Source organism: Gammaproteobacteria bacterium, assembly GCA_016199745.1.
Classification (GTDB): Bacteria; Pseudomonadota; Gammaproteobacteria; order Acidiferrobacterales; family Sulfurifustaceae; genus JACQFZ01.
This window is the reverse complement of the sequence record JACQFZ010000042.1, coordinates 1-26,641: the sequence shown is the minus strand read 5'-3', so window position 1 is coordinate 26,641 and position 26,641 is coordinate 1. Positions and strand designations below refer to the sequence as shown.

General features: G+C 58.5%; 25 protein-coding genes. 6 read left to right on the top strand and 19 right to left on the bottom strand.

Annotated elements, in window-relative coordinates; translation table 11 throughout:
- Positions 1-285: 285 nt before the first annotated feature.
- The 14 genes from lpxB to rpsB form a co-directional block, all read right to left on the bottom strand.
- Positions 286-1,494, bottom strand: a complete 1,209-nt coding sequence (gene lpxB / locus HY308_09805) for a lipid-A-disaccharide synthase (GenBank protein ID MBI3898576.1) — start codon at positions 1,492-1,494, stop codon at positions 286-288.
- Positions 1,495-1,648: 154 nt separating this feature from the next.
- On the bottom strand, positions 1,649-2,419 hold the full coding sequence (lpxA, locus tag HY308_09800; GenBank protein ID MBI3898575.1) for an acyl-ACP--UDP-N-acetylglucosamine O-acyltransferase: 771 nt from the start codon (positions 2,417-2,419) through the stop codon (positions 1,649-1,651).
- On the bottom strand, positions 2,416-2,868 hold the full coding sequence (fabZ, locus tag HY308_09795) for a 3-hydroxyacyl-ACP dehydratase FabZ (GenBank protein ID MBI3898574.1): 453 nt from the start codon (positions 2,866-2,868) through the stop codon (positions 2,416-2,418). The genes lpxA and fabZ overlap by 4 nt, the downstream gene beginning before the upstream one ends.
- Positions 2,869-2,873: 5 nt before the next feature.
- The gene (lpxD, locus tag HY308_09790) at positions 2,874-3,908 is read right to left on the bottom strand and encodes a UDP-3-O-(3-hydroxymyristoyl)glucosamine N-acyltransferase (GenBank protein MBI3898573.1); all 1,035 of its coding nucleotides are present in this window, start codon (positions 3,906-3,908) and stop codon (positions 2,874-2,876) included.
- 6 nt (positions 3,909-3,914) lie between these two features.
- Complete coding sequence (locus HY308_09785) at positions 3,915-4,499, bottom strand: OmpH family outer membrane protein (GenBank protein ID MBI3898572.1); 585 nt, start codon at positions 4,497-4,499, stop codon at positions 3,915-3,917.
- Positions 4,450-6,765, bottom strand: coding sequence for an outer membrane protein assembly factor BamA (gene bamA, locus HY308_09780; GenBank protein ID MBI3898571.1), 2,316 nt, complete (start codon positions 6,763-6,765; stop codon positions 4,450-4,452). The genes HY308_09785 and bamA overlap by 50 nt, the downstream gene beginning before the upstream one ends.
- Before the next feature lie 25 nt (positions 6,766-6,790).
- Positions 6,791-8,149: an RIP metalloprotease RseP gene (rseP, locus tag HY308_09775; GenBank protein MBI3898570.1), complete on the bottom strand. Its 1,359-nt coding sequence runs from the start codon at positions 8,147-8,149 to the stop codon at positions 6,791-6,793.
- Entirely contained in the window at positions 8,146-9,375 is a 1,230-nt protein-coding gene (locus tag HY308_09770) for a 1-deoxy-D-xylulose-5-phosphate reductoisomerase (GenBank protein MBI3898569.1), read from the bottom strand. The genes rseP and HY308_09770 overlap by 4 nt, the downstream gene beginning before the upstream one ends.
- An 8-nt stretch (positions 9,376-9,383) precedes the next feature.
- A complete protein-coding gene (locus HY308_09765) occupies positions 9,384-10,199 on the bottom strand; it encodes a phosphatidate cytidylyltransferase (GenBank protein ID MBI3898568.1) in 816 nt (271 codons plus the stop codon).
- Positions 10,192-10,953, bottom strand: coding sequence for an isoprenyl transferase (locus HY308_09760; GenBank protein MBI3898567.1), 762 nt, complete (start codon positions 10,951-10,953; stop codon positions 10,192-10,194). The genes HY308_09765 and HY308_09760 overlap by 8 nt, the downstream gene beginning before the upstream one ends.
- A gap of 20 nt (positions 10,954-10,973) precedes the next feature.
- On the bottom strand, positions 10,974-11,537 hold the full coding sequence (frr, locus tag HY308_09755; GenBank protein ID MBI3898566.1) for a ribosome recycling factor: 564 nt from the start codon (positions 11,535-11,537) through the stop codon (positions 10,974-10,976).
- A gap of 7 nt (positions 11,538-11,544) precedes the next feature.
- Entirely contained in the window at positions 11,545-12,261 is a 717-nt protein-coding gene (locus HY308_09750; protein ID MBI3898565.1) for a UMP kinase, read from the bottom strand.
- The gene (locus HY308_09745) at positions 12,258-13,106 is read right to left on the bottom strand and encodes an elongation factor Ts (GenBank protein ID MBI3898564.1); all 849 of its coding nucleotides are present in this window, start codon (positions 13,104-13,106) and stop codon (positions 12,258-12,260) included. Before HY308_09745 ends, HY308_09750 begins: the two co-directional genes overlap by 4 nt.
- A gap of 61 nt (positions 13,107-13,167) precedes the next feature.
- Positions 13,168-14,061, bottom strand: a complete 894-nt coding sequence (rpsB, locus tag HY308_09740; GenBank protein ID MBI3898563.1) for a 30S ribosomal protein S2 — start codon at positions 14,059-14,061, stop codon at positions 13,168-13,170.
- A gap of 312 nt (positions 14,062-14,373) precedes the next feature.
- Here rpsB and map point away from each other — a divergent pair, with 312 nt between their 5' ends.
- Complete coding sequence (gene map, locus HY308_09735; protein ID MBI3898562.1) at positions 14,374-15,141, top strand: type I methionyl aminopeptidase; 768 nt, start codon at positions 14,374-14,376, stop codon at positions 15,139-15,141.
- Entirely contained in the window at positions 15,138-17,837 is a 2,700-nt protein-coding gene (glnD, locus tag HY308_09730) for a [protein-PII] uridylyltransferase (protein MBI3898561.1), read from the top strand. The genes map and glnD overlap by 4 nt, the downstream gene beginning before the upstream one ends.
- A gap of 26 nt (positions 17,838-17,863) precedes the next feature.
- On the opposite strand, the gene HY308_09725 is transcribed toward glnD, so the two are convergent.
- The 3 genes from HY308_09725 to HY308_09715 are packed head-to-tail and all read right to left on the bottom strand — an operon-like array spanning position 17,864 to position 21,055.
- Positions 17,864-19,117: an N-acetylmuramoyl-L-alanine amidase gene (locus HY308_09725; GenBank protein ID MBI3898560.1), complete on the bottom strand. Its 1,254-nt coding sequence runs from the start codon at positions 19,115-19,117 to the stop codon at positions 17,864-17,866.
- Complete coding sequence (gene tsaE, locus HY308_09720; GenBank protein MBI3898559.1) at positions 19,114-19,575, bottom strand: tRNA (adenosine(37)-N6)-threonylcarbamoyltransferase complex ATPase subunit type 1 TsaE; 462 nt, start codon at positions 19,573-19,575, stop codon at positions 19,114-19,116. Before tsaE ends, HY308_09725 begins: the two co-directional genes overlap by 4 nt.
- A complete protein-coding gene (locus HY308_09715; GenBank protein MBI3898558.1) occupies positions 19,547-21,055 on the bottom strand; it encodes an NAD(P)H-hydrate dehydratase in 1,509 nt (502 codons plus the stop codon). Before HY308_09715 ends, tsaE begins: the two co-directional genes overlap by 29 nt.
- Positions 21,056-21,215: 160 nt before the next feature.
- Between HY308_09715 and queG the strand changes: the two genes are divergently transcribed.
- Positions 21,216-22,277, top strand: coding sequence for a tRNA epoxyqueuosine(34) reductase QueG (gene queG / locus HY308_09710; protein MBI3898557.1), 1,062 nt, complete (start codon positions 21,216-21,218; stop codon positions 22,275-22,277).
- Between the two features lie 83 nt (positions 22,278-22,360).
- Here queG and orn read toward each other — a convergent pair whose 3' ends face one another.
- Complete coding sequence (orn, locus tag HY308_09705) at positions 22,361-22,945, bottom strand: oligoribonuclease (protein MBI3898556.1); 585 nt, start codon at positions 22,943-22,945, stop codon at positions 22,361-22,363.
- 53 nt (positions 22,946-22,998) lie between these two features.
- Here orn and HY308_09700 point away from each other — a divergent pair, with 53 nt between their 5' ends.
- From HY308_09700 to HY308_09690, 3 genes are read left to right on the top strand one after another with little or no spacing between them, the layout of a single operon-like run.
- On the top strand, positions 22,999-24,240 hold the full coding sequence (locus HY308_09700) for a M48 family metallopeptidase (protein ID MBI3898555.1): 1,242 nt from the start codon (positions 22,999-23,001) through the stop codon (positions 24,238-24,240).
- 14 nt (positions 24,241-24,254) lie between these two features.
- Positions 24,255-24,590 carry a 4a-hydroxytetrahydrobiopterin dehydratase gene (locus HY308_09695; GenBank protein ID MBI3898554.1) on the top strand — a complete coding sequence of 112 codons (336 nt, stop codon included), beginning with the start codon at positions 24,255-24,257 and terminating at the stop codon, positions 24,588-24,590.
- Positions 24,591-24,641: 51 nt separating this feature from the next.
- The gene (locus HY308_09690; protein ID MBI3898553.1) at positions 24,642-26,552 is read left to right on the top strand and encodes an APC family permease; all 1,911 of its coding nucleotides are present in this window, start codon (positions 24,642-24,644) and stop codon (positions 26,550-26,552) included.
- Here HY308_09690 and HY308_09685 read toward each other — a convergent pair.
- Positions 26,519-26,641, bottom strand: a 123-nt coding sequence (locus tag HY308_09685) for a transposase (protein MBI3898552.1), incomplete at its 5' end; no start/stop codon positions are given. The genes HY308_09690 and HY308_09685 overlap by 34 nt on opposite strands.

Here is a 26,641-nt window from a genome sequence, read left to right as displayed (position 1 = left end):
TTAATCCCCCTGTGGCGCATGCCCGAGCCTCGCAGGGTTTAGGCAGAAGCCCGAAGGGGAACCGGCAGGAGCCGGTTCCTCTCGCTCACGCCAGGGATGGCGTGTGCGAGTGCGCCGGCCTAATCCCGAGAAGCGCAGTGGCATGTCTGCGCCACCGGGGGGGGTACTTTCTTTTGGTTACTTTTCTTTGCACAAGCAAAGAAAAGTAACCCTGGGTTGCGGGGCGGAGCATCCCGCTGTTTACATTTATTACCTCGACCAGCATCGCCCTCGTAAGAGGGCGATTCAACTACCCCCCAACCGTACCGCCAAAATCCGCACCACCGCCTCCGCCGCCCGCACATCCGCATTCTGCTTGAGCGATGCATGCATCTCCGCTAACGCGATCTGTACTGACTGCGCTTGCTCCGGATGTTCTAAATATTGTTCGATGGCGCGTCCCAGTTTCTCCGGTACCGCATCACTTTGTATCAGCTCGGGCACAAGCTGTCGGCCAGCAAGGAGATTCGGCAACGCATAGTGGCGCACGCGCACAAAAAGGCGCGCGAATCCATACGTCAGCGCCGACACCCGATACGTCACTACCATCGGTTTCCTGAGCAACGCCGCTTCCAGCGTCGACGTGCCGGATTTTGCCAGCACCACGTCGCTCGCTGCCAATGCTTCGCGTGAGCGATGCAGCAAGCGCGTGATCGGCAAATTAGTCGCACCCTCTTCTATCAGCGCCTGTTCGAACAACATTTGTGTATCGGCGCTGGCAAACGGCGCGACGAAATGGAGCTCTGGATGACGCGCATATAGCCACTGGGCGCTGCGCACAAATAAGGCCGCATGCCAGCGCAACTCACCGCGTCGACTACCGGGCAGCAATGCAACGAGAGTGCCGGCGAGCGGTAAGCCGAGGCGCTGGCGCATCTCCCGCGGATCATAGTCTTCGGGAATTTCATCAGCCAGTGGATGACCGACGAACGTCACCGGGACGTGATGCTCCTCGTAATAACGCGCTTCGAACGGGAATATCGTCAGCATGTGATCTACCGCGCGTTTGATCTTGCGCAGTCGATAACGACGCCACGCCCATACTGTTGGGCTGACGTAATGCACCGTGGTAATACCGGCAGATCGCAAGCGTTGTTCCAGCGTGAGATTGAAGTCCGGGACATCGATACCGATAAAAAGATCCGGCGGCGTCTTCAGGAAACGTTCGGCCAATTGCCGACGAATGCGAAGAATCTCCGGGATCTTGGCGATGCCATCGAGGCCCATGACCGACAGGCGCTCCATCTCATGGTGTGAGACACAGCCCTCGGCCTGCATGCGCGGACCGCCGATACCTTCGACGATCACGTTCGGCAACCGCTTCTTGAGTTCGCGGATTAGGCCGGCGCCGATCAAATCACCCGACGTTTCACCGGCGACAATGCCCAACCTTACAGGAGCCCCTCGCTCCTCGTGGGAAACAAGGCCGGGCTGGCGCGAATGTTCAGTGAACATTCGCGTCGCCAAACGGGTACATACATGGTCCGCACACCCAGGTAGGAATGGGTTGAGGAAAGGGGGAGCCGGAGTCTTGTTCGATATTTTTTGACGTCAAGACAAAGGATCCCCTCACCCCTATCCCTCTCCCGAAGGGAGAGGAGCTTTCGTATTATCGAACGATACCGCGACTGGAATTTTTTACGAACTCGGCGAACTGCAGAATCTGCGGTTGATCGTGTGCGTCGCGCTCGATTTGTTCGATCGCCTCTTCCAACCGCAGGCCGGAGCGATAAAGCAGCTTGTACGCATGCTTGATGGAATTGATCGTCGTTTCATCGAAGCCACGACGCTTGAGCCCACGCAGATTCAAACCGTACGGGCTGCCGCCAAAGCCGGACGCCATCACGAACGGCGGCACGTCCTTGAAGAGGACCGTGTTCGCCGCCGTCATGCACGATTCGCCGATGCGACAATGTTGATGCACTAACGTGAAACCGCCGAGCACGGCACGATCGCCGATATGGACGTGTCCTGCCAGGCTGGAGCCGTTGGCAAAAATGGTGTTGTTGCCGAGATGGCAGTCGTGCGCCACGTGGCAATACGCCATGATGAAATTATCGTTACCGATGGACGTCAGACTATCGCCTTGTACAGTCCCGCGGTTGACGGTGCAGTATTCGCGTAAAACGTTGCGATCGCCGATCTCCACCCGCGTCGGCTCATTTTTGTAAGCCAGGTGCTGCGGCGCGTCGCCGATAGAGCAAAATTGATAGATACGGTTGCTCTTGCCGATGCGTGTCGGCCCTTGGATGACGACATGCGGCCCGATCCAGGTGCCATCACCGATTTCGACATCAGCACCGATAATCGAATAGGCGCCCACTTCAACACCTGTTGCCAACGTAGCGCGCGGATCGACGACAGCGGTCGCATGAATCATACCGTTGCCCCTGCGGTTCCTTTTTTATAGGCGCACATGAGCTCGGCGCTGCAGCACTCTTCGCCATCAACCGTAGCAGTCACTTCAAACACCCAAATGCCGCGCATCTTGCGCTTGATCGATACGTTAATGTGCAACTGATCACCCGGCTCGACTGGCCGGCGAAAGCGTGCCTTGTCGATACCGGCGAAGTAGTAGAGCGATCCATCGTTCGGAATCTGATCCAACGTTTTCATCGACAGGATGGCGCACGCCTGCGCCATCGACTCAAGAATCAGTACACCCGGCATCACCGGCTGCTGCGGAAAGTGGCCGGGGAAAAATGGTTCATTGATGGTGACGTTCTTGAGCGCCGTTAACGTCGCATCGACCTTGTAGTCGAGGACACGATCGAGCAACAGAAACGGGAAACGGTGCGGTAGGTACTTACGCAACTCGTGTATATCCATCGAGTTCAAGGCGACTCACCTCTCAATTTTTCAATGTCTTGCTCAAGCTGCCGCAAGCGTTGCGCCATCTCGTCGAGCTGTCGCAAGCGCGCGGCATTGCGGCGCCACTGTTTCGCTTCATCGATCGGAAGTGCCGATGAGTAAGTGCCAGCATTGCGGATCGGACCGGCGACTAACGATGTGCCCAATATCTGCACGTCGTCAGCGATCTCTAGGTGGCCGGCGACACCGACTTGACCGCCGAACGCGCAACGGCGGCCGATCGTGACGCTGCCGGCGATACCGACACAAGCTGCCATGATGGTGTGCTCACCGATACGAACGTTGTGGGCGATCTGAATCAGATTGTCGAGCTTCACACCGTCGCCGATCAGGGTGTCGCCGAGCGCACCGCGATCGACCGTGGTGTTAGCGCCAATTTCGACGGCGTCGCCGACGACGACTCGTCCAAGCTGCGGCACTTTGACCCAACGCTCGCCGTCTTTGGCATAACCAAAACCGTCGCCGCCGATGACTGCGCCTGGCTGAAAAATGCAATCACGCCCGATTAGGCAACGCTCGCCGATCCAAACATGACCGATCAGCTGCGTGCCCGAGCCGATGACAACATCGCGGCCCACGTAACAACCGGCGCCGATCGTTACATCGTCGGCAATAACTACACCGGCGTCGATCACAGCATTCGGCCCGATTGCCACCGTCGGCGCCACGCGCGCGGTCGGGTCGATCACGGCACTAGCATGTATACCGACCGGCGGCGTTATCGGCGGATGCAGAAACGCGGCGATATGGGCGAAGCAAAGCTGCGGCGAATCGACTATTAAGGCATTGCCGTTGTAGCCCGTCGCATCGGCCTGACTCAACACCACGGCGCCGGCCTTAGTTGTGGTCAACTGCGGACGGTACTTGCGGTCGTTAACATAAGCGATGTGCTGCGGACCCGCCTGATCGAGCGGCGCAACGCCGACGATTTCGATCTCGCCGGCGCCGTGCACACGGCCGCCGAAACGGCGGGCCAATTCTGCGAGCGTAGCCGGCATGGGTGACTACTTCTGGCCCAACTTCTTGAGGACCTTATCGGTCAGGTCGACTTTTTTGCTGGCGTAGATCGTACCCTCGTGCAGGATCAGGTCATAATTCTCCTGCTGAGCGATATCGACGATGACCTTGTAGACGATCTTTTGCAGCGCTGCTAATTCTTCGTTGCGCCGCAAATTGTAATCTTCGCGGAATTCTTGAGTCGCGCGCCGCAAATCGCGCTTCAGCACGACGATCTCCTGCTCTTTCGCGCGGCGGTCGGTGTCTTTGAGCAACAATCCGTTCTTTTCTAAATCGTCTTCGAGCTGCTTGATCTTAGCCTGCATCGACACGAGCTTTTTGTCGCGCGGCCCGAACTCGGCCTCGAGTTTCTTCTTAGCGGCCTCGCCTTGCGGCGCCTCTTCGATGACCTTAACCGCGTTCACGTAACCGACTTTTAAGTCAACCGCACTGGCCGTGCTGGTGCACACCCAGAAACCGGCGGCAACAAGCACAGACAGCGCGCGGTAATAGAAGCTAGTGCGTTTCACAGCAGACTCCTCGTTATCGGAACGGAACGCCCAGCGTAAACTGGAACTTCTCGAGATCGTCATCCGGTTTGTCGTTGAGCGGAACGGCGTAGCTAAAGCTCAACGGACCGACCGGCGAATACCAATTAAACGCTAAACCCGTGGAATAGCGCAATTCGCTCGTATCGATAGGCTGGTCGGTGCCATATACCATACCAGCATCCACAAACCAGCTCATGCGTATGGACTTATCGTCGGTGGCAGTGCCAGGCATCGGGAACATCAATTCGGCATTGGCGAGCAAGCGCTTATTTCCGCCTACCGTCGCTGTGTCGGTATGCCGTTCGCTGTCGCTGGTCGTCCAGCTAATGACTTCTTCAGGACCTAATGATCGCGACGAAAAACCACGTACCGTCGAGCTGCCACCAGCGAAGAAATTTTTGAAGAACGGCAAGCGCTCGGTATCGCCATAGCCGTTGCCATAGCCAATCTCACCCTTCAAGCGAAAACTGGTTCGGGCCGAAAACGGCCAGAAATGGGCGGCTTGATAAATGATCTTGTAATATTCGGTATCGCTACCCGGCACCGATGCTTCGGTAGTAATGCTCTGCATGCCGCCCGCTGTCGGAAAAATGGCGTCGTTAAGGCTGTCTCCAGACCAGCTTACGGTCACTTTACCCAAGCTCACCTGATCGCCCTCTTCTTGGACGAAGGTAACGGCGGACGGTGAACTCCTGTCGGTGGTATCGATCTCGATACTTTCGAAGTCGAGCGCGACCTTCAAGCGGTTGTACTCGCTCAACGGAATACCGTAGAACACACCGGCGCCGACGGTCTTACTGTCGTATGCCGCCGTGTTTAAGTCTGAAGTATCGACCGAGCTGGAAAATACGTTGAAGCCGCGGCTGATACCGCCCGGTGTGTAGTACGGATTCGTATACTTCAACGAAAAGTTCGTAACCGATTTGCTGTTATCGAAACTAAACGTCAGCTCGTTACCGGTACCGAACAAATTATTCTCGGTGATGCTGGCGTTGAACGTCACTTGATCGCCGGAGTAACCGACACCGACCATCATGTTACCGCTCATGCGTTCCTTCACCGTCACCAGCAAATCGACTTGGTCGGATACGCCCGCAACCGGCGGTGTCTCGACCGTGACATCTTCAAACAATCCGGTCTTCTGTAGCCGCTCGCGCGAGCGTTTGATTTTTTCCGCCGAGTACCACGCGCCTTCGAGTTGCCGCATCTCGCGTCGCAATACGTCGTCGCGCGTTGCCGTGTTGCCGGCGAAGTTTACCCGCCGCACATAAATACGATTGCCCGGATCGACGAAGAAGGTGAAGCTCACCGTGCGCTTTTCTTTGTCGACATCCGGTACAGCGTTGACGTTAGCGAAGGCATAACCGTCGTTGGCTAGACGGTCGGAAATTCGCTTCGACGATTCCGTCAGTTCTTTGCGCGAAAATACATCGCCCGGTTTGATACTGACTAGCTTGCGCAGCTCGCTTTCGGCGACCGGAAACTTGCCGACTAACTTGAAATCGGTAACTTTGTAACGCTCACCCTCGGTCAAATTGACCGTGACGTAAATATCTTCCTTGGTCGGCGTGATCGCAACCTGGGTCGAATCGACGTTGAACTCCAAAAAGCCCTGATCCTGGTAGAAATTGCGTAGGCGTTCGAGATCGCCGGCCAATTTCTGCTTCGAGTATTGATCACGACTAGAAAAGATCGCCCACCATGGCGCCGGGCCAAGGGTAAATTGGCCGAGCAATTTATCGTCGTCGAATTTGCTGTTACCGACCGGAATGATTTCGCGGATACGCGCCGGCGGTCCCTCGATGACGGCGATATCGATGCCGACGCGGTTACGTTCGAGCGGTGTCACCGTCGGCTTGATGTTGACGGCATAGAAACCACGGCTAAAGTATTGCCCGCGCAATTCCTGCTCAACTCGGTCGAGCAATGAACTATCGAAGATGTGGCCTTCGCTCAAGCCGATTTCTTTCAGGCTCTTCTTCAGGTCGTCTTCGGAAAATTCTTTGGTCCCTTCGATATGGATGCTGGCGATCGACGAACGCTCGACTACCGAGACGATTAACACATCGCCCTGCTGTTCGAGTCGGACATCTTTAAAGAAGCCGGTTTTAAAAAGCGCACGTATTGCCTCTTGCGCGCTCTTCTCGGTTATTTTATCGCCGACTTTGACCGGTAAATAATTGAATACCGTACCGGCAGCAATGCGCTGTAGGCCCTCGACCCGTATGTCTTTGATGGTGAACGGCTCGATGGCGTAAACGAGCACAGGCGTAACAGCGGCGACTAGCGCCGCGAGTAAGCGATTCATTGAGATATATCGTCGGCGTTAATTGTTATTGGAATACCCGCGTCAGGTCGTTATAGAAGGCCAGCGCCATCAGCGCCGCCAGCAGCGCAATACCGATGCGATGACCCATCAGTACGGTGCGCTCAGACACCGGGCTCCCCTTGATGGCCTCCATCGCATAGAACAATAGATGGCCGCCGTCCAGCACCGGCACCGGCAACAAGTTCAATACTGCGAGGCTGATGCTGATAACGGCGAGGAACATCAGGAACGGCGTCAAACCAATCTTGGCCGATTGGCCGGCATATTGGGCGATCGTAATCGGGCCGCTGATGTTCTTGCTCGATATTTCCAGCGTGACCATGCGATACAGGATGTCGAGCGTCAGCACCGACATGCTCCAGGTATTCGCCGTTGCCTCGACCAATGCGTCCAGCGGGCCGAGGCGCACCTTCTTATACATATCCGGCGGCAGCTCGACGACCCGCGGGCCGACGCCGATGCGGCCGATAGTCTTGCCGTCGCGGGTGAATGCGTCGGGCGTCACGGCGAACGACAACGGCTTACCGTTGCGCTCTACCGCGATCTGCACTGGCTTGCCGGCGCGGTCGCGCAAAAACACCAGCACATCGTGCCACTCGTGCACCGGCTGACCATCAATGCTGATAACGCGATCGCCGACTTGCAGGCCGGCACGCTTGCCGGGGCCGTCTTCCAGACTACCGACCTCCGGCAACACTAGCGGATAACCCTGCAAACCGATCCCGTGCTCCATCAGATCGGTATCCAGCGCCGACGCCGCCAGCTTCTGCAGATCGAGCGTCCGTGAATAGACTTTGCCGTCAGCGTCTTTCGCGTCGATGGTCACTGACTCGCGATCCAGCGCCCGACTCAACAGCTCCAACCGGCGTTGACCCCAGCTCTGCACTTCTTTGCCATCGATCGCCAAGATTTCATCGCCGGCATGGAAGCCCGCTTGTTCGGCGATCGAGCCGGCGGCGACCTTCGCTATCACCGGACGAATGCCGTCGATACCGATCAGATATACCACCCAATAAATAAGAATGGCGAATAGGAAATTGAAAATCGGGCCGGCCGCCACAATCGGAATTCGCTTCCACAGCGGTTGCCGATTAAATGCGCGCGCCGCCTCCGCCGGTTCCACCGGTCCTTCGGTCTCGTCCAACATCTTGACGAAGCCGCCGAGCGGCAATGCCGCAATCACCAGCTCAGTTTGATCGCGGCCGAACGTCCGCTTGTACAGCGGCTTACCGAAACCGATGGAGAAACGCAGCACCTTTACACCGAGGCGCTTGGCTACCCAGAAATGACCGAACTCGTGCACCACGATTAGAATGCCGAGGGCGACAACAAACGCGACTATATATAACGGGATATCGGTCATAGAGCCCCCTGCTGTTTGCGCGGTGCCAGCCCGCCGATGAAATCGGTGGCGACTGCGCGCGCCCGTGCGTCGTCCGCCAACACCCATTCCAAAGATTGATCCACGCGCGTTGGCACATCGCGCAATGCTTGCGCGATCACGCGCGGAATATCGGTGAAGCTAATTTGTCGATCGAGAAATGCCGCGACCGCCACTTCATTGGCCGCGTTCAAAATTGCCGGGGCCGTACCACCAGTGGCGGCCGCTTCATAAGCGAGACGTAGGCAGGGAAATCGTTCGGTATCGGGTGCGGAAAACTCAAGCCGCGCAAGCTCGTAGAGATCGATCGGTCGCGCCCCTGAATCGATGCGTTCCGGCCAACCTAATGCGTGGGCGATCGGAATGCGCATATCGGGATTGCTGAGCTGCGCCAACACCGAGCCGTCGGTGTACTCGACCATGGAATGAATCACGCTTTGCGGATGAATGACCACTTCCACCTGCGGCGGCGACACATTGAAGAATCGACACGCCTCGATCAACTCGAGCCCCTTATTCATGAGCGTCGCCGAATCGACCGAGATCTTTCGACCCATGGCCCACTTCGGATGCGCACACGCCTGCTCCGGCGTCACCTGCCCTAAGCGCTCGGCCGCCCATGTCCGGAACGGACCGCCGGAACATGTCAGAAAGATACGGCGTACACCGCGCGGCGTATCGCCGGCGCTGTATCCATCCGGCAAGCATTGAAAAATAGCGTTGTGCTCGCTGTCGAGCGGCAACAACACGCTGCCGGCGGCGCGCGCCTGCTCGATCAACAACCGGCCGCCGATGACTAGCGGCTCCTTGTTCGCCAGCAACACGCGCTTGCCGGCGCGCACCGCCGCCAACGTCGGCAACAGACCGGCGGCGCCGACAATAGCGGCCACGACTACCGCTGCATTGCTAAGCGTCGCGACCGCTTCGAGGCCATCGATGCCGGTGCGCACGTCGATCGCAAGACCGGCGGCACGCACGCGCCGCGCCAGCTCCTCGGCGGCCGCGACATCGCACATAGCGACCATGCGCGGACGATAACGTTGGCATTGTTCGAAAATGAGATCGACTTGGCGGTTCGCCGTCAGTGCGACGATTTCAAATCGATCGGGATGGCGCGCCAATACATCGAGCGTGCTGACGCCGATCGAACCGGTGGAACCGAGGATGACGACGCCCTGGCGCTCTGTATTTTGATTTGTGGTTTTCATCATGCGCGTCAATCGAACCAAAGCAACCAACCCAGAGCAAACACCGGCGCTGCCGCTGTTATCGCATCGATGCGATCGAGTACTCCCCCATGCCCGGGCAATAAGCTGCCGCTGTCTTTAACACCGGCGATGCGTTTGAGCTTGCTCTCGGCGAGATCGCCAACCACGGAAATCAGGGCGACGACAAATGCCAGCACCAACCAGACGACGAGATCTAACCCGTCCCACTTCCACAGAATTGTCCCACAAAAATATGCCAGCAACAGCACAACCAGCAACGCGCCGATCACGCCTTCGACGGTTTTGCCCGGGCTGATCGATGGCGCCAACTTTGTGCGACCAAAAGCGCGGCCGGCGGCGTAAGCGGCAGTATCGGCGAGGCCGACCAATACCAATACAAACAACAGCGCCAACGGTCGTTGCGGGTCGACCGCGTGCAACACACTGACCGCAACCCAAGCTGGCGTCAGCACCAAAAATCCGGCAATAATTTTTCCGACGCGCGCGTGATAGAAACTGCTCACATCGCGACGCAAATCGACGACGACCCACAACCACCAAAGCGCCGCAACCGCAAATACGACGGTCGCCAAGTCAGAATTGTGGAACGTTAGCGCCAGCAACGCGCTGCCGATCGCCAATACCGTCGCTACATATCCGACCCGACACATGCCGCGCAATTCTGAAAGGGTCGCCCACTCCCAAGCACCGACACCGACGAACACGCCGAACAAAGCGGCAACACCGACCGATGGCAAATAGAAGAGCGCGGCAATTAGCGGCGGAACTAGAACCAGTGCCGTGAGGATGCGTTTTTTAAGCATTACCGGCAGCTTCGATCTGCTCGCCCGTCAAACCAAAGCGACGTTGCCGGCTGGCGTAATAAGCGAGCGCGGCGTCGAACTGCTCGCGATCGAAATCGGGCCATAACACCGGCGTGAAATAGAGCTCGGTGTAAGCAAGTTGCCATAGGAGAAAGTTACTCACTCGTTGCTCGCCGCTGGTTCGAATGAAAAGGTCCGGTTCCGGTAAATCGCCTGTCGCTAGAAATTGTTCGATGGTCGCGGGCGTCACTTGTTCCGCGGTCATTTCGCCGGCCGACACACGGCGGGCGATCTCGGCGCACGCCTGGGTGATATCCCAGCGGCCGCCGTAATTGGCGGCGACCGTGAACGTCAGACCGGTATTAGCACGTGTAAGAGTTTCCGCAGCGTGAATCCGCTCGACCAGCTGCGCGCCGAAACGGGCAGTATCGCCGATCACTTGGAAGCGGACATTGTTTTCGTGCAGCTTGGCGACTTCGCGGTCGAGCGCATGCAAGAACAAATCGAGCAGCATTTTTACTTCTTGTGCCGGCCGACTCCAGTTCTCACTAGAGAACGCGAACACCGTGACATAGCGCACACCGCTTTCACCGGCGGCGGCCACCAGCTCACGTACTCGTTCTTGACCCTTACGGTGACCGGCGATGCGCGGCAACGCCCGCCGGCGGGCCCAGCGGCCGTTGCCGTCCATGATAACGGCGATATGGCGAGGAACGGATTTTAGATCGGCCGACCGGGCCGCGGGGGTTGTCATTAGCAGAGAGCGCGCAGGTGCTAGACCTGCATGATCTCCTGCTCCTTGGCAGCGGTGAGTTTGTCGACTTCACCGATGAACTTGTCGGTCATTTTTTGCACGATGTCTTCGGCGCGCTTGTCATCGTCCTCGGTGATCAACTTCTTCTTCAGCAGATCTTTGAGATGCTGATTGCTATCGCGACGCACGTTACGGATGGCGATCTTGGCGTTCTCGCCTTCCTTATGCACATGCTTGGTCAACTCACGGCGCCGCTCTTCGGTCAGCGCCGGCAGCGGTACGCGCAGAATGTTGCCGGCAGCCGCCGGATTGAGCCCGAGATCGGACTCACGGATGGCCTTCTCGACCGCGGCGAATGAGCCTTTGTCGTAGGGCGATACGGTCAAAGTGCGCGCGTCCGACACCGAGATATTCGCTACCTGACTTAGTGGCGTCTTCGTGCCGTAGTAGTCGACACGGACTTGATCGAGTAAACCGGCATGGGCGCGTCCGGTGCGAATCTTGCTGAGATCCACCTTCAGCGCGTCCAGCGATTTGGCCATGCGCGTTTCCGCGTCTTTCTTGATTTGATCAGCCGTTTGCATCATCGCTCTATCCTTTTACTAGCGTGCCCTCGACTTCTCCCTGCAGAATCCGCAGGAAACTGCCGGGCTTGTTGATGTTGAACACCCGCACCGGCAGGTTTTGATCCCGACACAGTGCGATTGATGTCGCATCCATCACCCCGAGACGGTCTTCGAGCACTCGACTGTAACTAATTTCATCGTACCGCTTAGCGTCGGCGTGCTTCACCGGATCGCGGTCATAGACGCCGTCGACCTTGGTCGCCTTGAGCATGATATCGGCGCCGATCTCCATCGCCCGCAAGCTCGCTGCGGTATCCGTCGTGAAAAACGGATTGCCGGTACCGGCACCGAAGATGACGATGCGGCCGCGCTCGAGATGGACGATGGCGCGACGGCGGATGTAAGGCTCAACCACTTGATCGATGCGCAATGCCGACTGCACGCGCACCGGGACATTCATTCCTTCGAGCGCCTGTTGCAATGACAGCGCATTGATAACAGTGGCAAGCATGCCGATGTAGTCGGCCGATGCCCGATCCATTCCGTGCGCCGCACCGGCAACACCGCGAAAGATGTTGCCGCCGCCGACGACGACTGCCAACTGCACACCGATGGCAACCGCGTCCTTAAGCTCTTGCGCGATGCGCTCAATGACTTCGCGATTGATGCCATGGGCATCCTTGCCCATCAGCGCTTCGCCACTTAGCTTCAGCAAAACGCGCCGGTAGGCTGCCAAGGTCAGCTCCCAGCCACTTCGGCGATACCCTCGCCTACCTCAAAACGCGCAAAGCGCACAACCTTCGCACCTGCACCCTTGAGCAGCTTCTCCACCGTTGTATCGGGATCTTTTACGAACGGCTGACCGAGCAGCGTGATCTCGCCGAGATACTTATTAATGCGGCCTTCGACCATCTTCTCGATGATGTTATCTGGTTTGCCGGAGGCCTTCGCCTGTTCAGTGAAAATTTCCTTTTCTTTCGCGATTAAATCGACCGGCACCTGGTCTTTCGACACGCATTCAGGACGGCTGGCAGCGATGTGCATGGCGATATCTCTCGCCAAACTCTCATCACCGCCTTCGAGCTCGACGAGCACGCCGATCTTGCGGCCATGCACGTAAGCGCCAATGTGACCCTTGGTCGAGGCGTAGCGAGTGAAGCGGCGCACACCGATGTTCTCGCCGAGTTTCATCACGATCCACTCGCGCTTCTTCGCCACCGTCTCGCCTTTGTCAGGCGTCGACGAAGCATACAAAGCGTCTATGTCGATGGGGCTGTTGGCAGCCGCACTGGCAGCGGCGACATTCGCAAATGCAGAGAAATCGTCGCCCTTGGCGACGAAATCGGTTTCGCTATTCACCTCAGCAATAGCGGCAAGTTTACGATCGGCGCTCACATGCAAACCAATCGCACCCTCGGCAGCCGTGCGCCCAGCCTTCCTGTCGACCTTGGCGCCGGCCTTCTTGCGCAACAAATCTTCCGCGGTCGACATATCGCCCTTGGCTTCGACCAGCGCTTGCTTACATTCCATCATGCCAAGGCCGGTGCGCTCGCGCAGCTCCTTGACCTGTTCTGCTGAAATACTCATGAGCTACCTCATCAATGCGGCAACAGGCGCTGCCAGAAGCAACGCCCGTTTACCATCACTCTTACTCGTCGCCCTTCTTACCGCTAGGACGCGCTTTGTTACTACGTACCGGACGCTTGGCTTTGGCCGGCGCTTCGACTTCTTCCGCGACGGCTTCACCGTCGGTACCGTCGGCGCGCGTGGAACGGCGCTTCGCGGCAACCTTCACTTTCGCCGGCTCGTCTTTCAACTCGACGAACTCTTCGTCATCGCCTTCACCCATCGTTTCGACGTGACCGCGACCTTCAACGATGGCGTCGCCAGCAGCACCGGCATACAACCGGATCGCACGAATCGCATCGTCATTGCCGGGGATCACGTAATCGACACCGTCGGGCTTGCAGTTGGAATCGACTACGCCGACCACCGGAATACCGAGCTTGTTCGCTTCGGAAATGGCGATGTACTCATGACCGACGTCGATAATGAACAGCGCGTCGGGCAGACCGCCCATGTCCTTGATGCCGCCGAGACTACGCTCAAGCTTCACGCGTTCGCGTTCGATATCGAGCAGTTCTTTCTTTGACAACTTTTCGGCGCTTTTTTCGTCTTGCAGCGTCGCTTCGAGCAGCTTCAAACGCTCGATCGACTTCTTAACAGTGCGGTAGTTGGTCAGCATGCCGCCGAGCCAACGATGATTGACGTACGGGCAACCGGCGCGGACGGCTTCTTCCGCCACGATTTCCTGCGCTTGACGCTTGGTGCCGACGAACAGAATGGTGCCGCGATTACCCGAGAGACGTTTCAGGAACTGCATCGCATCTTGAAACAGCGGCAGCGTCTTCTCGAGATTGATGATGTGGATTTTATTGCGCTCGCCGAAAATGTACGGGCGCATCTTGGGATGCCAAAAACGGGTCTGGTGGCCGAAATGAACACCGGCCTCCAGCATCTGGCGCATTGTCACAGAGCTCATGATTTCTCCTCGGGTTATTCCGCCATGGATCCCATGCGTCAACTCGCCCCATTCTTAGAACGGGCAAGCACCCAGACGCACGTGACGACCCATGTGTGGGTTGAAGTTACAGTTCTTGGACTCAGACGACGCGTTCAAAAGCTGAAACGCGGCCGTGTTGAGGCCCGCTCTTATACCACAGCCGGCCGCGGTAAAACAATGAGATACAAGGGCTTTGCCGGCAAATTCGGCCAAGCAAGGCCTTTTTAAATAAGCCAAGATCGCCCAGAATAGGCGCCGCTCGCGAACACCATCGCTTTTTTTGGATTTACCATGTCTGTGACCCTAAAAACCCCAGCAGAAATCGAAAAAATGCGCACTTCCGGTCGCCTAGCGGCGGAAGTGCTCGATATGATCGGGCCGCATGTCGCCCCCGGCGTTAGCACCGGCGAACTCGACCGTATTTGCCACGATTACATCGTCAATGTGCAAAAGGCGATCCCTGCCCCGCTCAATTACAAAGGATTCCCCAAATCCATCTGCACCTCGGTCAATCACCAGGTGTGCCACGGCATTCCGGGCGACAAGGTCCTTAAGAAAGGCGATATCGTCAATATCGACGTCACCGTCATCAAAGACGGCTTCCATGGCGATACCAGCCGGATGTACTTCGTCGGCGAACCCTCGGTGCAGGCACGCCGGCTGGTGCAAATCACGCGCGAGTGCATGGAACGCGGCATCGCTCAGGTGCGGCCGGGCATACGGCTCGGCGACATCGGCCACGCCATCCAGACACATGCCGAGCGTCACGGTTTTTCGGTCGTACGCGAATACTGCGGCCACGGCATTGGCCGCGTGTTTCACGAAGACCCGCAAGTCCTGCACTACGGCCAACCCGGAACCGGCATGACGCTCGCCGCCGGCATGACCTTCACCATCGAACCGATGATCAATGCCGGCCGGCCGGAAGTGAAGTTGCTACCGGATCAATGGACCGTGGTCACACGCGATCACTCGTTATCGGCGCAATGGGAGCACACCGTGCTCGTAACCGACAACGGTTATGAAATCCTTACGCGCTCGTCTGCCACGCCCTCGTGACCACACGCGTCGGTAAAGACGAAGTCTTCAACGCCGCCAAATTCGAACACGCTCTGCGCGAAACCGCCGATGTGCCGAGCACACTGGCCGCCTTCCGCACAACGCTACGCGACGGCCGCGAAGCGCTGAAACGGCACTATCTCTCGCACCCACGACAGGCCACGCACATCATCGCCCTGCACGCCTCGCTGGTCGACGAGTTGCTGATCCGCGCCTGGCAACATCATCAAAGCCTCCTCCCTGCCCATGCCGCGCTATCGCTAATCGCCGTTGGCGGCTATGGACGCGGCGAGCTGCATCCGGGATCGGACGTCGACATTCTGCTGTTGTTGAAAAAAGCCGGCGCCAACGACGTGCTCATGTTCGCCGAGACGTTCGTGCGTTTCCTCTGGGATATCGGTCTCGAGATCGGCCACAGCGTGCGCACCCTGAAGGAATGTACACAGCAAGCTAAAGGCGACGTCACCATCGCCACTAATTTGATGGAGACGCGCCTGCTCGTCGGCGATGCCGCACTATTCCAGCAATTGCGGGTTGCCACTCATCCGAAAAAAATTTGGCCGAGCAATAAATTCTTCGCCGCCAAGCGCGAGGAACAACGCGAACGTCATTTACGTTTCGACGACACTGCATACAACCTGGAGCCGAACATCAAGGAAGGCCCGGGCGGACTACGCGATATCCAAATGATCTCGTGGGTGACGCAACGCCACTTCGACACGCAATCGTTACACGAGCTGGTTGAACACGGCTTCCTACACGAACCGGAGTATCGCGCGCTCGTACGCGGCCGTGATTTTCTGTGGCAGGTGCGCTGCGGCTTGCATTATCTGGCCGGCCGGCGCGAAGAACGCCTGTTGTTCGATCATCAGCGCGCGCTCGCCAAACTGTTCGGCTACGTCGATCAAGACGGCGCGCTCGCGGTCGAGCAGTTCATGAAGCGCTATTACCGCGCGATCAAAGAACTGTCGCTACTGAACGTCATCCTGCTACAACATTTCGAAGAAGCGATTCTCACGCGTGGTCGCGCCAAAATCGAACCAATCAATCGTCGGTTCCAATCGCACAACGGCTTTCTCGAAGTACGCAATACGCGCGTCTTCCAATATTCGCCGTACGCCTTGCTCGAGCTGTTTCATTTGATGCAGCTGCATCCGCAGTTGAAAGGCGTACGTGCCAACACCATTCGGCTGGTACGCACCAACCTGCATCGCATCAACGCGTCGTTCCGGCGCGACATCGCCTGTCGCAGCTTGTTCATGGAGATCTTGCGCCAACCGGCCGGCATCACGCACGAGCTGCGGCGCATGAATGCCTACGGCGTGCTCGGTCGCTACATTCCGGCGTTCGGTCGGGTCGTCGGGCAGATGCAACATGATCTGTTTCATGTATATACCGTCGATCAACATTCGCTATTCGTCGTGCGCAATCTGCGGCGATTCACCATCGCCCAGCATCAGCACGAATTTCCGCTCGCCAGCAGCATCATCCAAACGCTGACGAAACCGGAACGGCTCTATCTCGGTGGCTTGTTTCACGATATCGCCAAAGGCCGCGGTGGCGACCATTCGGTGCTCGGTGAGCAAGAGGCCGAGCACTTTTGCCAGCAACACGGAATGAGCGAGTACGATACGCACTTCGTCATGTGGCTGGTGCGCCATCACTTGATCATGTCGGACACGGCGCAACGGCAAGACATCATGGATCCCGAGGTCGTGCGTCGTTTCGCCGAACGTGTCGGCGACAAAGAGCACCTCGATAATCTTTATCTGCTGACCGTCGCCGATATGCGCGGCACCAGTCCCAAGGTTTGGAATGTTTGGAAGGGTCGTCTGCTATCCATGCTCTACCACGCGACGCTGCACGAGCTACACCGCGGCGTCGGTCAACCGCTCGACCATGAGGCGCGCGTCAACGACTTGCGCGCCGACGTCATGCGACGACTGACAGACAAAAAAATCGCCGCCAACCTCGTCGAGGAACATTGGCAACGCATGGACATCGATTATTTCTTACGCCACGAGGCCGACAGCTTGGCATGGCATACGGAGATGATCACGCGTGCGTCAGCGTCGGAATTGCCGTTAGTCGCCGTGCGCCATCACCCAGAAGCCGGCGGTACAGAAATTTTGGTATACGGACCCGACCGCGATGGTTTGTTCGTCGATCTCACTGCCGGTATCGACCGGCTGAACTTGTCGATCTGGGATGCGCGCATCCACACCACGCGCTTCGGTTTCGCCCTCGATACCTTCGTCGTACTCGATCATGCCAATCAGCCGATCGCCGAACCGGCACAACTCGCGCGTATTCAAACGGCGATGCGCGAGCAATTGTTAAATCCGCGCCCCGGCCGTGACCTGCATCACGCCCATCTATCGCGAGCGCTCAAGCATTTCCCGATTCGCACCCACGTGGCCTTCGATGTATCGGTCAATGGCCAAACGACCGTAATGGAGGTCACGGCGCAAGATCGTCCCGGTCTGCTGTATCAGGTGGCGCTCGCCCTCGCCGCCTGCAACGTGCGATTGGTCACCGCGAAGGTCGCGACGTTCGGCGAGCGTGTTGAGGATATTTTTTATGTCGTGACACGTGACGGACGACTGGTGAGCGATCCGGCGCAACAGCAACATCTTGCAACCGAGATCGGGCAGCGACTCGATCCGCCAGTGGAGCAAGTCCAAGCGGCGATGTGAGCCGCGAACAACCGATTAACAGCGCTTCACTCGTGAAGCGCGATACGCCGCCGCGCTGTCGGCGACGGCTCGTCTTCCCGCTCCCGCGCAATCGCCGCCGTCCCTTGCGGTGTGCGCGCCAGAAAGCGCTTAACCCCTTTGTAAATACCGTCGGCCATCTCCTGCTGAAAGCTCGACGAGCGCAGCTTTTTTTCTTCCGTCGGGTTGGAAATAAATGCGGTCTCGATCAACACCGACGGGATATCCGGCGCCTTGAGCACGGCGAAACCGGCTTGGCGCACGCGTGTGCCATGCAACGGACCGACGCGATGAAGCTCGCCTAACATATCGCTGGCGAACACCAGGCTGTCTTGAATGGTCTTGGTGTGCGACAAGTCGAGCAACACCTTCGCCAAAATCTCGTCTTTGTCGTTCAGGCTGACACCGCCGATGAGGTCGGACGCGTTTTCACCGTCGGCCAAGTACTTCGCCATGGCGCTGGTCGCGCCCTTCTCCGATAACGCATATACCGACGAGCCGCGTGCCGCACGTCCCGGCACGGCGTCGGCGTGGATCGAGATAAACAGATCGGCCTGATGTTTACGTGCCTTGGTGAAGCGCTCGCGCAAGCCGACGTAGTAATCGCCGTCGCGAATCAGCACCGCGCGCATGCCGGGCGCCTGATTGATTCGGCGGGCCACCTCACGGGCGATGGCGAGCGTCACATCTTTCTCACGCGTGCGATAACGACGGCCGAGCGCACCGGGATCTTCGCCGCCGTGACCGGCATCGATCGCAACGATGATGGGTTTCGGTTTATCGGTGCGTTTGGCTTCACGTTTGGATTCGATCACCGGTTCCGGCTCGGCTATGGCCTTGTCGTCGTCGACCACCTGCGCCTTCGGGTCGTACAGATCGAGCACCAAACGGTGGCCGTAGGGTCCAGCCGGCTTCAGCACGAACGAACGCGGCTGCACCGCCATCTTCAGATCGAGCACGACCCGCAACGATTTGGCGTCCGCCCGACCCGTGCGCAAACCGGCCAACACCGGGCCGTTGAAGTCGAGCTCGGACAACTCGTCCTGCCACTCGGCATCTTCCAAGTCGAGGACGATCCGATTCGGATCGGTCAGCAACGACAATCGATGCTGGACCGGCCCGCTAACGTCGAATACCAGACGCGTGTGATCGGGTGCGCGCCACTCGCGGACGTTGTGCACCGACACCACCGCCTGAACGGGGGTAACGGAGAAAATACTGAGGAGTAAAAATAAAAATAAACGGATTCGGTGCCGGCTCATCGAAACCCGCCGAGCACGGCTTCCCCTTGCCGGGAATGAGACTGCAACTGCACGAGACGGCCCTGCTTGTCGTTGAGTTGAATCATAACGTCTAGGTCCGGCGCCGGCAAAATACCACCGGCGCGCTCAGGCCATTCGACGATACAGATGTTATCGCCAGCGAGATAATCACGTAGTCCAAGAAATTCCAACTCTTGTGGCTGTGTAAGCCGGTATAAATCGAAGTGATACAACGACACTTCGCCAAAATTATAGGGCTCGACCAATGTGAACGTCGGGCTCTTGACCACCCCTTCATGACCCAACCCGCGCAACAATCCGCGCACGAACGTCGTCTTGCCCGCGCCCAACGGCCCACGCACAAAAATCAAACGCAGCGGCGGTAACAACGCCGACAAGCGCATGCCGAACGCTTCGGTTTCGGCCGTATTAGCGGCTTCGAGTGTCAGTGTCGTCATAGCTAGCGAGTTGGTTAATCCGACGGCGCAGATGCGGAATTAGATCGGACGCGAGCAAACCGATTTCACCGTCGCTCGCCGCATCATCGCTGGCGGTCGCGTGCAGCCATACGCCAGTACGCGTGGCAACGTCAGCCGCCAAGCCCTGCGCCATCAGGCCGGCGATCGTACCGGTGAGCACATCGCCGGTGCCGCCGCTGGCCATGCCAGGATTACCGCGGTCGCACAAGGCAACGGTAGCATGCCCGGCGGTCATGATCAGTGTGCCCGATCCTTTCAAAACGCAGACTCCCCCGTAACGTTCGGTCAGTGCGCGCACCGCGGCAAAACGATCGCGTTGAACGGCGATGACGGTCGTATCGAGCAGCCGCGCCGCCTCGCCGGGATGCGGCGTCAACACCCAGTTGGCGCGCCGCAGTGGATGGGCCGCGAGCAAATTCAGCGCGTCGGCATCGACCACCATCGGCATGTCGGCGGCCAATGCCGCCTGATAAATGCTGCGCGCCCAACTGTCTTGCGACAACCCAGGACCGAGCGCCAGCACCTCGGCGCGCGCCAACAGCGGCGCCAGATCGGCCGCCGTGGTCGCACCGTATGCCAATAGCTCGGGCCGCACCTGGTTAATAACGTGCGCATGCGCCGGATGGGTGACCAATGTAACGAGGCCGGCGCCGATGCGATACGCCGCTTCGCCGCACAATCTCGCCGCGCCCGGCATGCCATGACCGCCACCGATCACCAGCACATGACCGAAGCTACCCTTGTGCGCTGTGCGCGCTCGCTGTCTGACCGCACCGCGCAGTGAACGTTCGACTAAGCGCCGCGCCACCGGAACGATACCGGTGTACACCTCGCTCGGCACACCGAGATCGTCGAACACAATTTCACCCGCCTGCTCGCGCCCGGCGGCGGTGAACAATCCCGCCTTGAGGCCGATAAAACAAACCGTCATATCGGCGCGCACGGCGAGCCCCATCACCGCACCGGTATCAGCGTGTAGCCCCGACGGAATATCGATGGCGACAATCGGGCGACCGCTGGCATTGATCGCCTGAATCGCCGCCTGCCACTCGCCTTCCACTGGACGTTCCAGACCGATGCCGAGCAACGCATCGACAACAACATCGGCATCGTCGAACGCGGCAGCGGTCAAGGGTCGCGTAACGATGCCAGCCGCCTCGCACTGCGCACGCGCCTGGACGGCATCGCCCGGTTTGGAACGATCGCCGACAACGAAGACGTGCGGCTCCAGTCCCGCCGCTCGAACCAAGTACGCGACAATATAACCATCGCCGCCGTTATTACCCGGACCACATACCACCGCAATCCGACGCGCTCGCGGGTAACCTGCCCGCAACGCACGGAATGCGGCGGCACCGGCGCGCTCCATCAGCTCGGCGCCGGCAATGCCGCAGACGTCGATGGCGCGCCGATCGAGCTCGCGTACTTGTGCCGCACTATATAAAGAAGGAGGTAGCATCTTGCTTGGTAGTGTAGCCCGACCGCGCCCTCGGCCGCGCCCGAACTATCCTTGAGCGAGCGAGTGCTTCCGTCATCCGTCCACCGCTGCAGTTGCAGAGAAGGACCAGGCTAGGGGTAATATCGAGTACTGCGAGCTGAAACAATTCCCGTCTAACCCTATGAGCAACACGCCTGACCCGGATTTCGCCCAGCTCGCCCATGACATCAAATCATGGGGCCGCGAGCTCGGGTTTCAGCAAATCGGCATTACCGACACCGATCTCGGCGAAGCCGAATCGCATCTGTGGAACTGGCTCAACGCCGGTTATCACGGCGAGATGGCCTACATGGCAGCGCACGGCACGCGCCGCAGCCGGCCAGCCGAGCTGGTCCCCGGCAGCATCCGCGTCATCGCCGCGCGACTCGATTACTTGCCATCCGCCGCCGATGCCCAGCACGTGCTCGACGACCACGCGCTCGGTTACATCTCGCGTTACGCGCTCGGCCGCGATTACCACAAAGTCATGCGTAGCCGTCTGCAGAAGCTGGCCGATCGCATCGCCGCGGTAACAGGTCCATTCGGTTACCGCGTGTTCAGCGACAGCGCCCCGGTGCTGGAGAAACCGCTGGCGCAAAAGGCCGGCCTCGGCTGGATCGGCAAGCACACGAATCTCTTAGCGCGCGATGCCGGCTCGTGGTTTTTTCTCGGCGAGATGTACACCGATCTACCGCTGCCGATCGATACACCGGCCACCGAACACTGCGGCAGCTGCCGCGCCTGCCTCGATATTTGTCCGACGCAGGCGTTTATCGGTCCTTACCAACTCGACGCGCGCCGTTGTATCTCCTATTTAACCATCGAGCTGAAAGGATCGATTCCGGAAGAACTACGACCGCTGCTCGGCAATCGCATTTATGGTTGTGACGATTGCCAGTTGGTTTGCCCATGGAATCGATTCGCCCGTCTCACGAGCGAACCTGATTTCGCCAAGCGCCATGGTCTCGATGCGCCGCAACTCATCGAGTTGTTCGGCTGGAGCGAAGCGGAATTTCTAAAGCGGACCGAAGGATCGGCGATGCGCCGCATCGGTTACGAACAGTGGTTGCGGAATGTCGCCGTGGCCCTGGGAAACGCGCCGACAACCGCGGCGGTGATCGATGCGCTCAACGCACGCGCGGTACACCCATCGGCACTGGTGCGCGAACACGTGGTCTGGGCGCTGGCCCGTCATGCCATGTAGGGTGGGCAGCGCTTTTCTGCCCACGCCGGATATTTAAAAAATACTCGTGCGCAGAAAAGCGCTGCCCACCCTACCCATCTTTTTTATTTATTACCGACGTTCAGAAATTTCTCGCGGTAATAACGCAACTCATCGATCGATTCGCGAATGTCGTCGAGCGCCTTGTGCGACGCCTTCTTGGAAAATCCGCTGGCGAGGTCCGGGCACCAGCGTGTGACCAGTTCCTTCAGCGTGCTGACGTCGAGGTTACGGTAGTGGAACCACGCTTCCAGGCCCGGCATATAGCGCGCAAGAAAACGCCGATCCTGGCAAATACTGTTACCACACATCGGCGAGCGCTTCGCCGGCACATAGCGGCTCAAAAATTCGAGCGTCTGCCGCTCGGCATCGGCCTCGGTAACGAGCGATGCCTTCACGCGTTCGATCAAACCAGTGGCACCGTGCGTGCGCTTGTTCCAGTCATCCATGCCATTGAGTGCGGCATCGCTCTGACGCACGGCCAGCACCGGTCCTTCAGCGATGACATTGAGGGCGCTGTCGGTAACGATGGTAGCAATCTCGATGATGCGATCCGCCTCGGGGCTTAACCCCGTCATCTCAAGGTCAATCCAGATCAACGCATTTGGATCCGGCGACGCCGATACCGGCGGCGGCATTTGCTGCGACATTAATGAACTCCCGGGTTAAACTACTGGTGCCTGCAAATCATAGCATCCCGCGAATGCACACCTTCACACTAATATTCCTTGGATTGCTGGTGGCGACACTAGCAACGCAACTTTGGCTAGCGCGCCGCCATATCCGTCATGTACGCGCGCATCGCGACAGCGTTCCGCCCGCGTTTGCCCAGCGCGTACCGTTGGCAGCGCATCGCAAAGCCGCCGACTACACCGTCGCCCGCGCCAGCCTCGGTCAATGGCAAGACGTCTTCGGTGCGCTGTTGTTACTCGCCTGGACACTCGGCGGCGGACTGGCCGTACTCGACCAGTCCTGGCGCGGCACTATTACCTCCGGATGGTTGGCGGGAACGCTGTTTCTACTCAGCGTTTTGCTGATCAGCGGCGTGCTCGAGCTACCGCTGTCGGCCTACCGCACGTTCAGCATCGAGCACCGCTTCGGGTTCAACCGCATGACCTTTGGCCTGTTCATTGGCGATCTCATAAAAAAAACGCTACTGAGTCTCGCATTCGGCATACCTCTTATCCTGGCGGCGTTGTGGTTCATGCAAAGCGCCGGCAATCTGTGGTGGCTGTACTTGTGGCTGTTGTGGATGGGTTTCAGCTTGTTCATGGTTTGGGCGTACCCGACGCTGATCGCGCCGTTGTTCAACAAATTCAAACCGCTCGAGCGCGACAGCTTGCGCCAACGCCTGCAAGCGCTGCTCGAACGTACCGGTTTTCGTAGCGAAGGCATCTACGTCGTCGACAGCTCGCGCCGCACCAGCCACGGCAATGCCTATTTCACCGGCTTCGGCCGCGCTAAACGCGTGGTGTTCTTCGATAATTTATTGGAGCAATTGGCCGAGCCCGAGATCGAAGCGGTAGTCGCGCACGAGCTCGGCCATTTCAAGCTACATCACATCGTCAAACGCATCGTGTTGCTGGCGGTGTTGAGTTTGGCCGGGCTCGCCGTGCTCGGCTGGCTGACGAATCAACCGTGGTTCTACCAGGCACTCGGCGTGCAACAACCGTCGAATCACGCCGCGCTTGCGTTGTTCATGATGGTCAGCCCGATCTTTACCTTCTTTTTGAGCCCGCTGTTTGCCCGCGGCTCGCGCCGACACGAATACGAGGCCGATACGTTCGCCGCCAAACAAAGCGATGCCAACGAACTGATCAGCGCGCTGGTCAAGCTGTACCGCGAAAATGCGACCACCCTGACACCCGATCCGCTGTATTCGGTGTTTTACGATTCGCATCCGCCGGCGACCGCGCGCATCGCGCATCTGATGAATCAAACCTGAACGGAGATACGCTCATGTCCGAGCTCAAGCAAAAGCACTGCGTCCCCTGCCACGGCGGCACACCCAAGGTCGATCGGCATACCGCCGAATCGCTGCTGAGCCAAGCAAAGGGTTGGGCGACGAACAACGAAGCAACCGAAATCGCTCGCACTTACAACTTCAAAAATTTTTACGAAACCATGACGTTCGCCAATGCCATCGCCTGGATTGTCAATCGCGAAGATCATCATCCCGATTTAGAGATCAGCTACAAACGTTGCCACGTGCGTTACAGTACGCACGCCGTCCATGGCCTCACGGAAAACGATTTCATCTGCGCCGCCAAAATTAACGACCTCTTCGGCGACTGACATTCAATTAAACGCCGAGGGCCATTGTCGGTCCTCGGTCTATTGGTCCGCATGCCTTCCGCAAAAAATTGGCGAGACCTAAAGACGCGCGTACGCCGTGTCGTCATCGGTCCACCGCGCGATCCAATGTCGGCGGAAACGCGCAGCCGCATTACGCTGATCGCGTTTCTCGCTTGGGTCGGCCTCGGCGCCGACGGCTTGTCGTCCTCGACCTACGGCCCTGAAGAAGCATTCAAGGCACTCGGCCCGCATAGCAGCCTGGCGCTATTCCTGGCAATCGCGACCGCGGTGACGGTGTTCGTCATCGCCATTTCCTATAACCAAGTCATCGAGCTGTTCCCCAGCGGCGGCGGCGGTTACAAAGTCGCGACCCGGCTGCTCGGTCGACGCGCCGGGCTCGTCTCCGGCAGCGCCTTGGTGGTCGACTACGTTCTCACCATCACTATCTCGATTGCTGCCGGCGCCGACGCGCTGTTCAGTTTTTTACCGCCGTCGTGGGCACCGTTAAAGATGGAGATCGCCGCCTGCATGCTACTGATTCTGGTGGTACTGAATCTGCGCGGTGTGAAAGAGTCGATCACTTTTTTGCTGCCGATCTTCTTCGGCTTCGTCATCACCCATGCATTTCTAATCCTCTATGGCGTCGGCCGGCGCGTCGATCAACTCGATGCGCTGCTGCCGCAATCGATCGAGCATTTTTCCGCGCTATCGAGCGAGACCGGCATCCTGTTCGCAATCGCGCTGTTCTTACGCGCCTACGGCATGGGCGGCGGCACCTATACCGGCATCGAGGCGGTATCGAACAGCATTAATCTACTCAAGCCACCGCGCGTTCGGACCGGCAAGTGGGCCATGTTCTACATGGCGACGTCGCTGGCGTTTACCGCCGGCGGCATTATCTTGCTATACCTGCTGTGGGACGCGCACCCGAGCCCCGGCCAAACGCTGAACGCCGTCACCTTCTCCGCCATCGTTCACGATTGGCATTGGGGCAACATCGATATCGGTCACGGCGTCGTGGTAACCACGCTGATCTTCGAAGCCGGTCTGCTGTTCATCGCCGCCAATACCGGCTTCCTCGGCGGACCGTCGACGCTCGCTAACATGGCGGTCGATCATTGGGTGCCGCATCGCTTCGACCAACTCTCCGACCGCCTGGTAACCCGCAACGGCGTCATGCTCATGGGCCTGGCGGCGCTGATCGTGTTGTTATGGAGCCGCGGCCAAGTCGAGTTACTAGTGGTGCTTTACAGCATCAGCGTGTTTCTGACGTTTTCGCTAACGCTGTTCGGTTTGTGCGTCTATTGGTGGCAACATCGGCGCGAACGAAGTGGTTGGTGGCGACTGTTCCTAAGTCTCTGGGGCCTGCTCTCGACCGCGAGCATCTTGCTGGTCATGGTCGTCTCGAAATTCGTCGACGGCGGCTGGGCGGCGATTCTGGTGATCGGCAGCCTCATCGTCTTTTGCGCCGTCATCCACCGACACTACCAAAACGTTCGCCGGCAACTACTCGAGCTCGACGATATCCTGTCAAAATTACCGACCCCGCCGGTCGTCTCCATACCCCGCCTAACCGAAGGCGAACCGGCCGCGGTATTTTTCGTTTCCAGCTTCCGCGGCATCGGCATGCACACCCTGCTCAACACGCAACGACTGTTCCCCGGCCGCTTCAAGAATTTTGTTTTTATCAGCGTCGGCGAAGTCGATACCACGCGCATCAAAGACCACTCGATCGCCGAACTGAAACAACGCGTCGAGGAGCAGCTAAAAAAATACGTCGACTTCTGCCACCGCCACAACATGGCCGCCACCAGCGACAGCGCCTTCGGTACCGACCCGGTCGCGCAAACCGTACGCCTCGCCGAACAGACGCTAAAACGTTTCCCCGGCAGCGTATTTTTTGCCGGCACCTTAGGGCGTGTCACCAATTACGCCAACCACACCCAAATAGCCGCACAATAAATACCCGCCAGGAAGTTACGCGCCCGTTTGTCATAGCGCGTGGCAACGGCGCGGAATTGTTTGAGTTTGGCAAAGAAGTTTTCGATGAG

Bases quoted from the DNA above. Each gene is read 5' to 3' on its own strand.
- lpxB (MBI3898576.1), bottom strand. From the start codon at position 1,494: ATGTTCACTGAACATTCGCGCCAGCCCGGCCTTGTTTCCCACGAGGAG.
- lpxA (MBI3898575.1), bottom strand. From the start codon at position 2,419: ATGATTCATGCGACCGCTGTCGTCGATCCGCGCGCTACGTTGGCAACA.
- fabZ (MBI3898574.1), bottom strand. From the start codon at position 2,868: ATGGATATACACGAGTTGCGTAAGTACCTACCGCACCGTTTCCCGTTT.
- lpxD (MBI3898573.1), bottom strand. From the start codon at position 3,908: ATGCCGGCTACGCTCGCAGAATTGGCCCGCCGTTTCGGCGGCCGTGTG.
- HY308_09785 (MBI3898572.1), bottom strand. From the start codon at position 4,499: ATGACGATCTCGAGAAGTTCCAGTTTACGCTGGGCGTTCCGTTCCGAT.
- bamA (MBI3898571.1), bottom strand. From the start codon at position 6,765: ATGAATCGCTTACTCGCGGCGCTAGTCGCCGCTGTTACGCCTGTGCTC.
- rseP (MBI3898570.1), bottom strand. From the start codon at position 8,149: ATGACCGATATCCCGTTATATATAGTCGCGTTTGTTGTCGCCCTCGGC.
- HY308_09770 (MBI3898569.1), bottom strand. From the start codon at position 9,375: ATGAAAACCACAAATCAAAATACAGAGCGCCAGGGCGTCGTCATCCTC.
- HY308_09765 (MBI3898568.1), bottom strand. From the start codon at position 10,199: ATGCTTAAAAAACGCATCCTCACGGCACTGGTTCTAGTTCCGCCGCTA.
- HY308_09760 (MBI3898567.1), bottom strand. From the start codon at position 10,953: ATGACAACCCCCGCGGCCCGGTCGGCCGATCTAAAATCCGTTCCTCGC.
- frr (MBI3898566.1), bottom strand. From the start codon at position 11,537: ATGCAAACGGCTGATCAAATCAAGAAAGACGCGGAAACGCGCATGGCC.
- HY308_09745 (MBI3898564.1), bottom strand. From the start codon at position 13,106: ATGAGTATTTCAGCAGAACAGGTCAAGGAGCTGCGCGAGCGCACCGGC.
- rpsB (MBI3898563.1), bottom strand. From the start codon at position 14,061: ATGAGCTCTGTGACAATGCGCCAGATGCTGGAGGCCGGTGTTCATTTC.
- map (MBI3898562.1), top strand. From the start codon at position 14,374: ATGTCTGTGACCCTAAAAACCCCAGCAGAAATCGAAAAAATGCGCACT.
- HY308_09725 (MBI3898560.1), bottom strand. From the start codon at position 19,117: ATGAGCCGGCACCGAATCCGTTTATTTTTATTTTTACTCCTCAGTATT.
- tsaE (MBI3898559.1), bottom strand. From the start codon at position 19,575: ATGACGACACTGACACTCGAAGCCGCTAATACGGCCGAAACCGAAGCG.
- HY308_09715 (MBI3898558.1), bottom strand. From the start codon at position 21,055: ATGCTACCTCCTTCTTTATATAGTGCGGCACAAGTACGCGAGCTCGAT.
- queG (MBI3898557.1), top strand. From the start codon at position 21,216: ATGAGCAACACGCCTGACCCGGATTTCGCCCAGCTCGCCCATGACATC.
- orn (MBI3898556.1), bottom strand. From the start codon at position 22,945: ATGTCGCAGCAAATGCCGCCGCCGGTATCGGCGTCGCCGGATCCAAAT.
- HY308_09700 (MBI3898555.1), top strand. From the start codon at position 22,999: ATGCACACCTTCACACTAATATTCCTTGGATTGCTGGTGGCGACACTA.
- HY308_09695 (MBI3898554.1), top strand. From the start codon at position 24,255: ATGTCCGAGCTCAAGCAAAAGCACTGCGTCCCCTGCCACGGCGGCACA.
- HY308_09690 (MBI3898553.1), top strand. From the start codon at position 24,642: ATGCCTTCCGCAAAAAATTGGCGAGACCTAAAGACGCGCGTACGCCGT.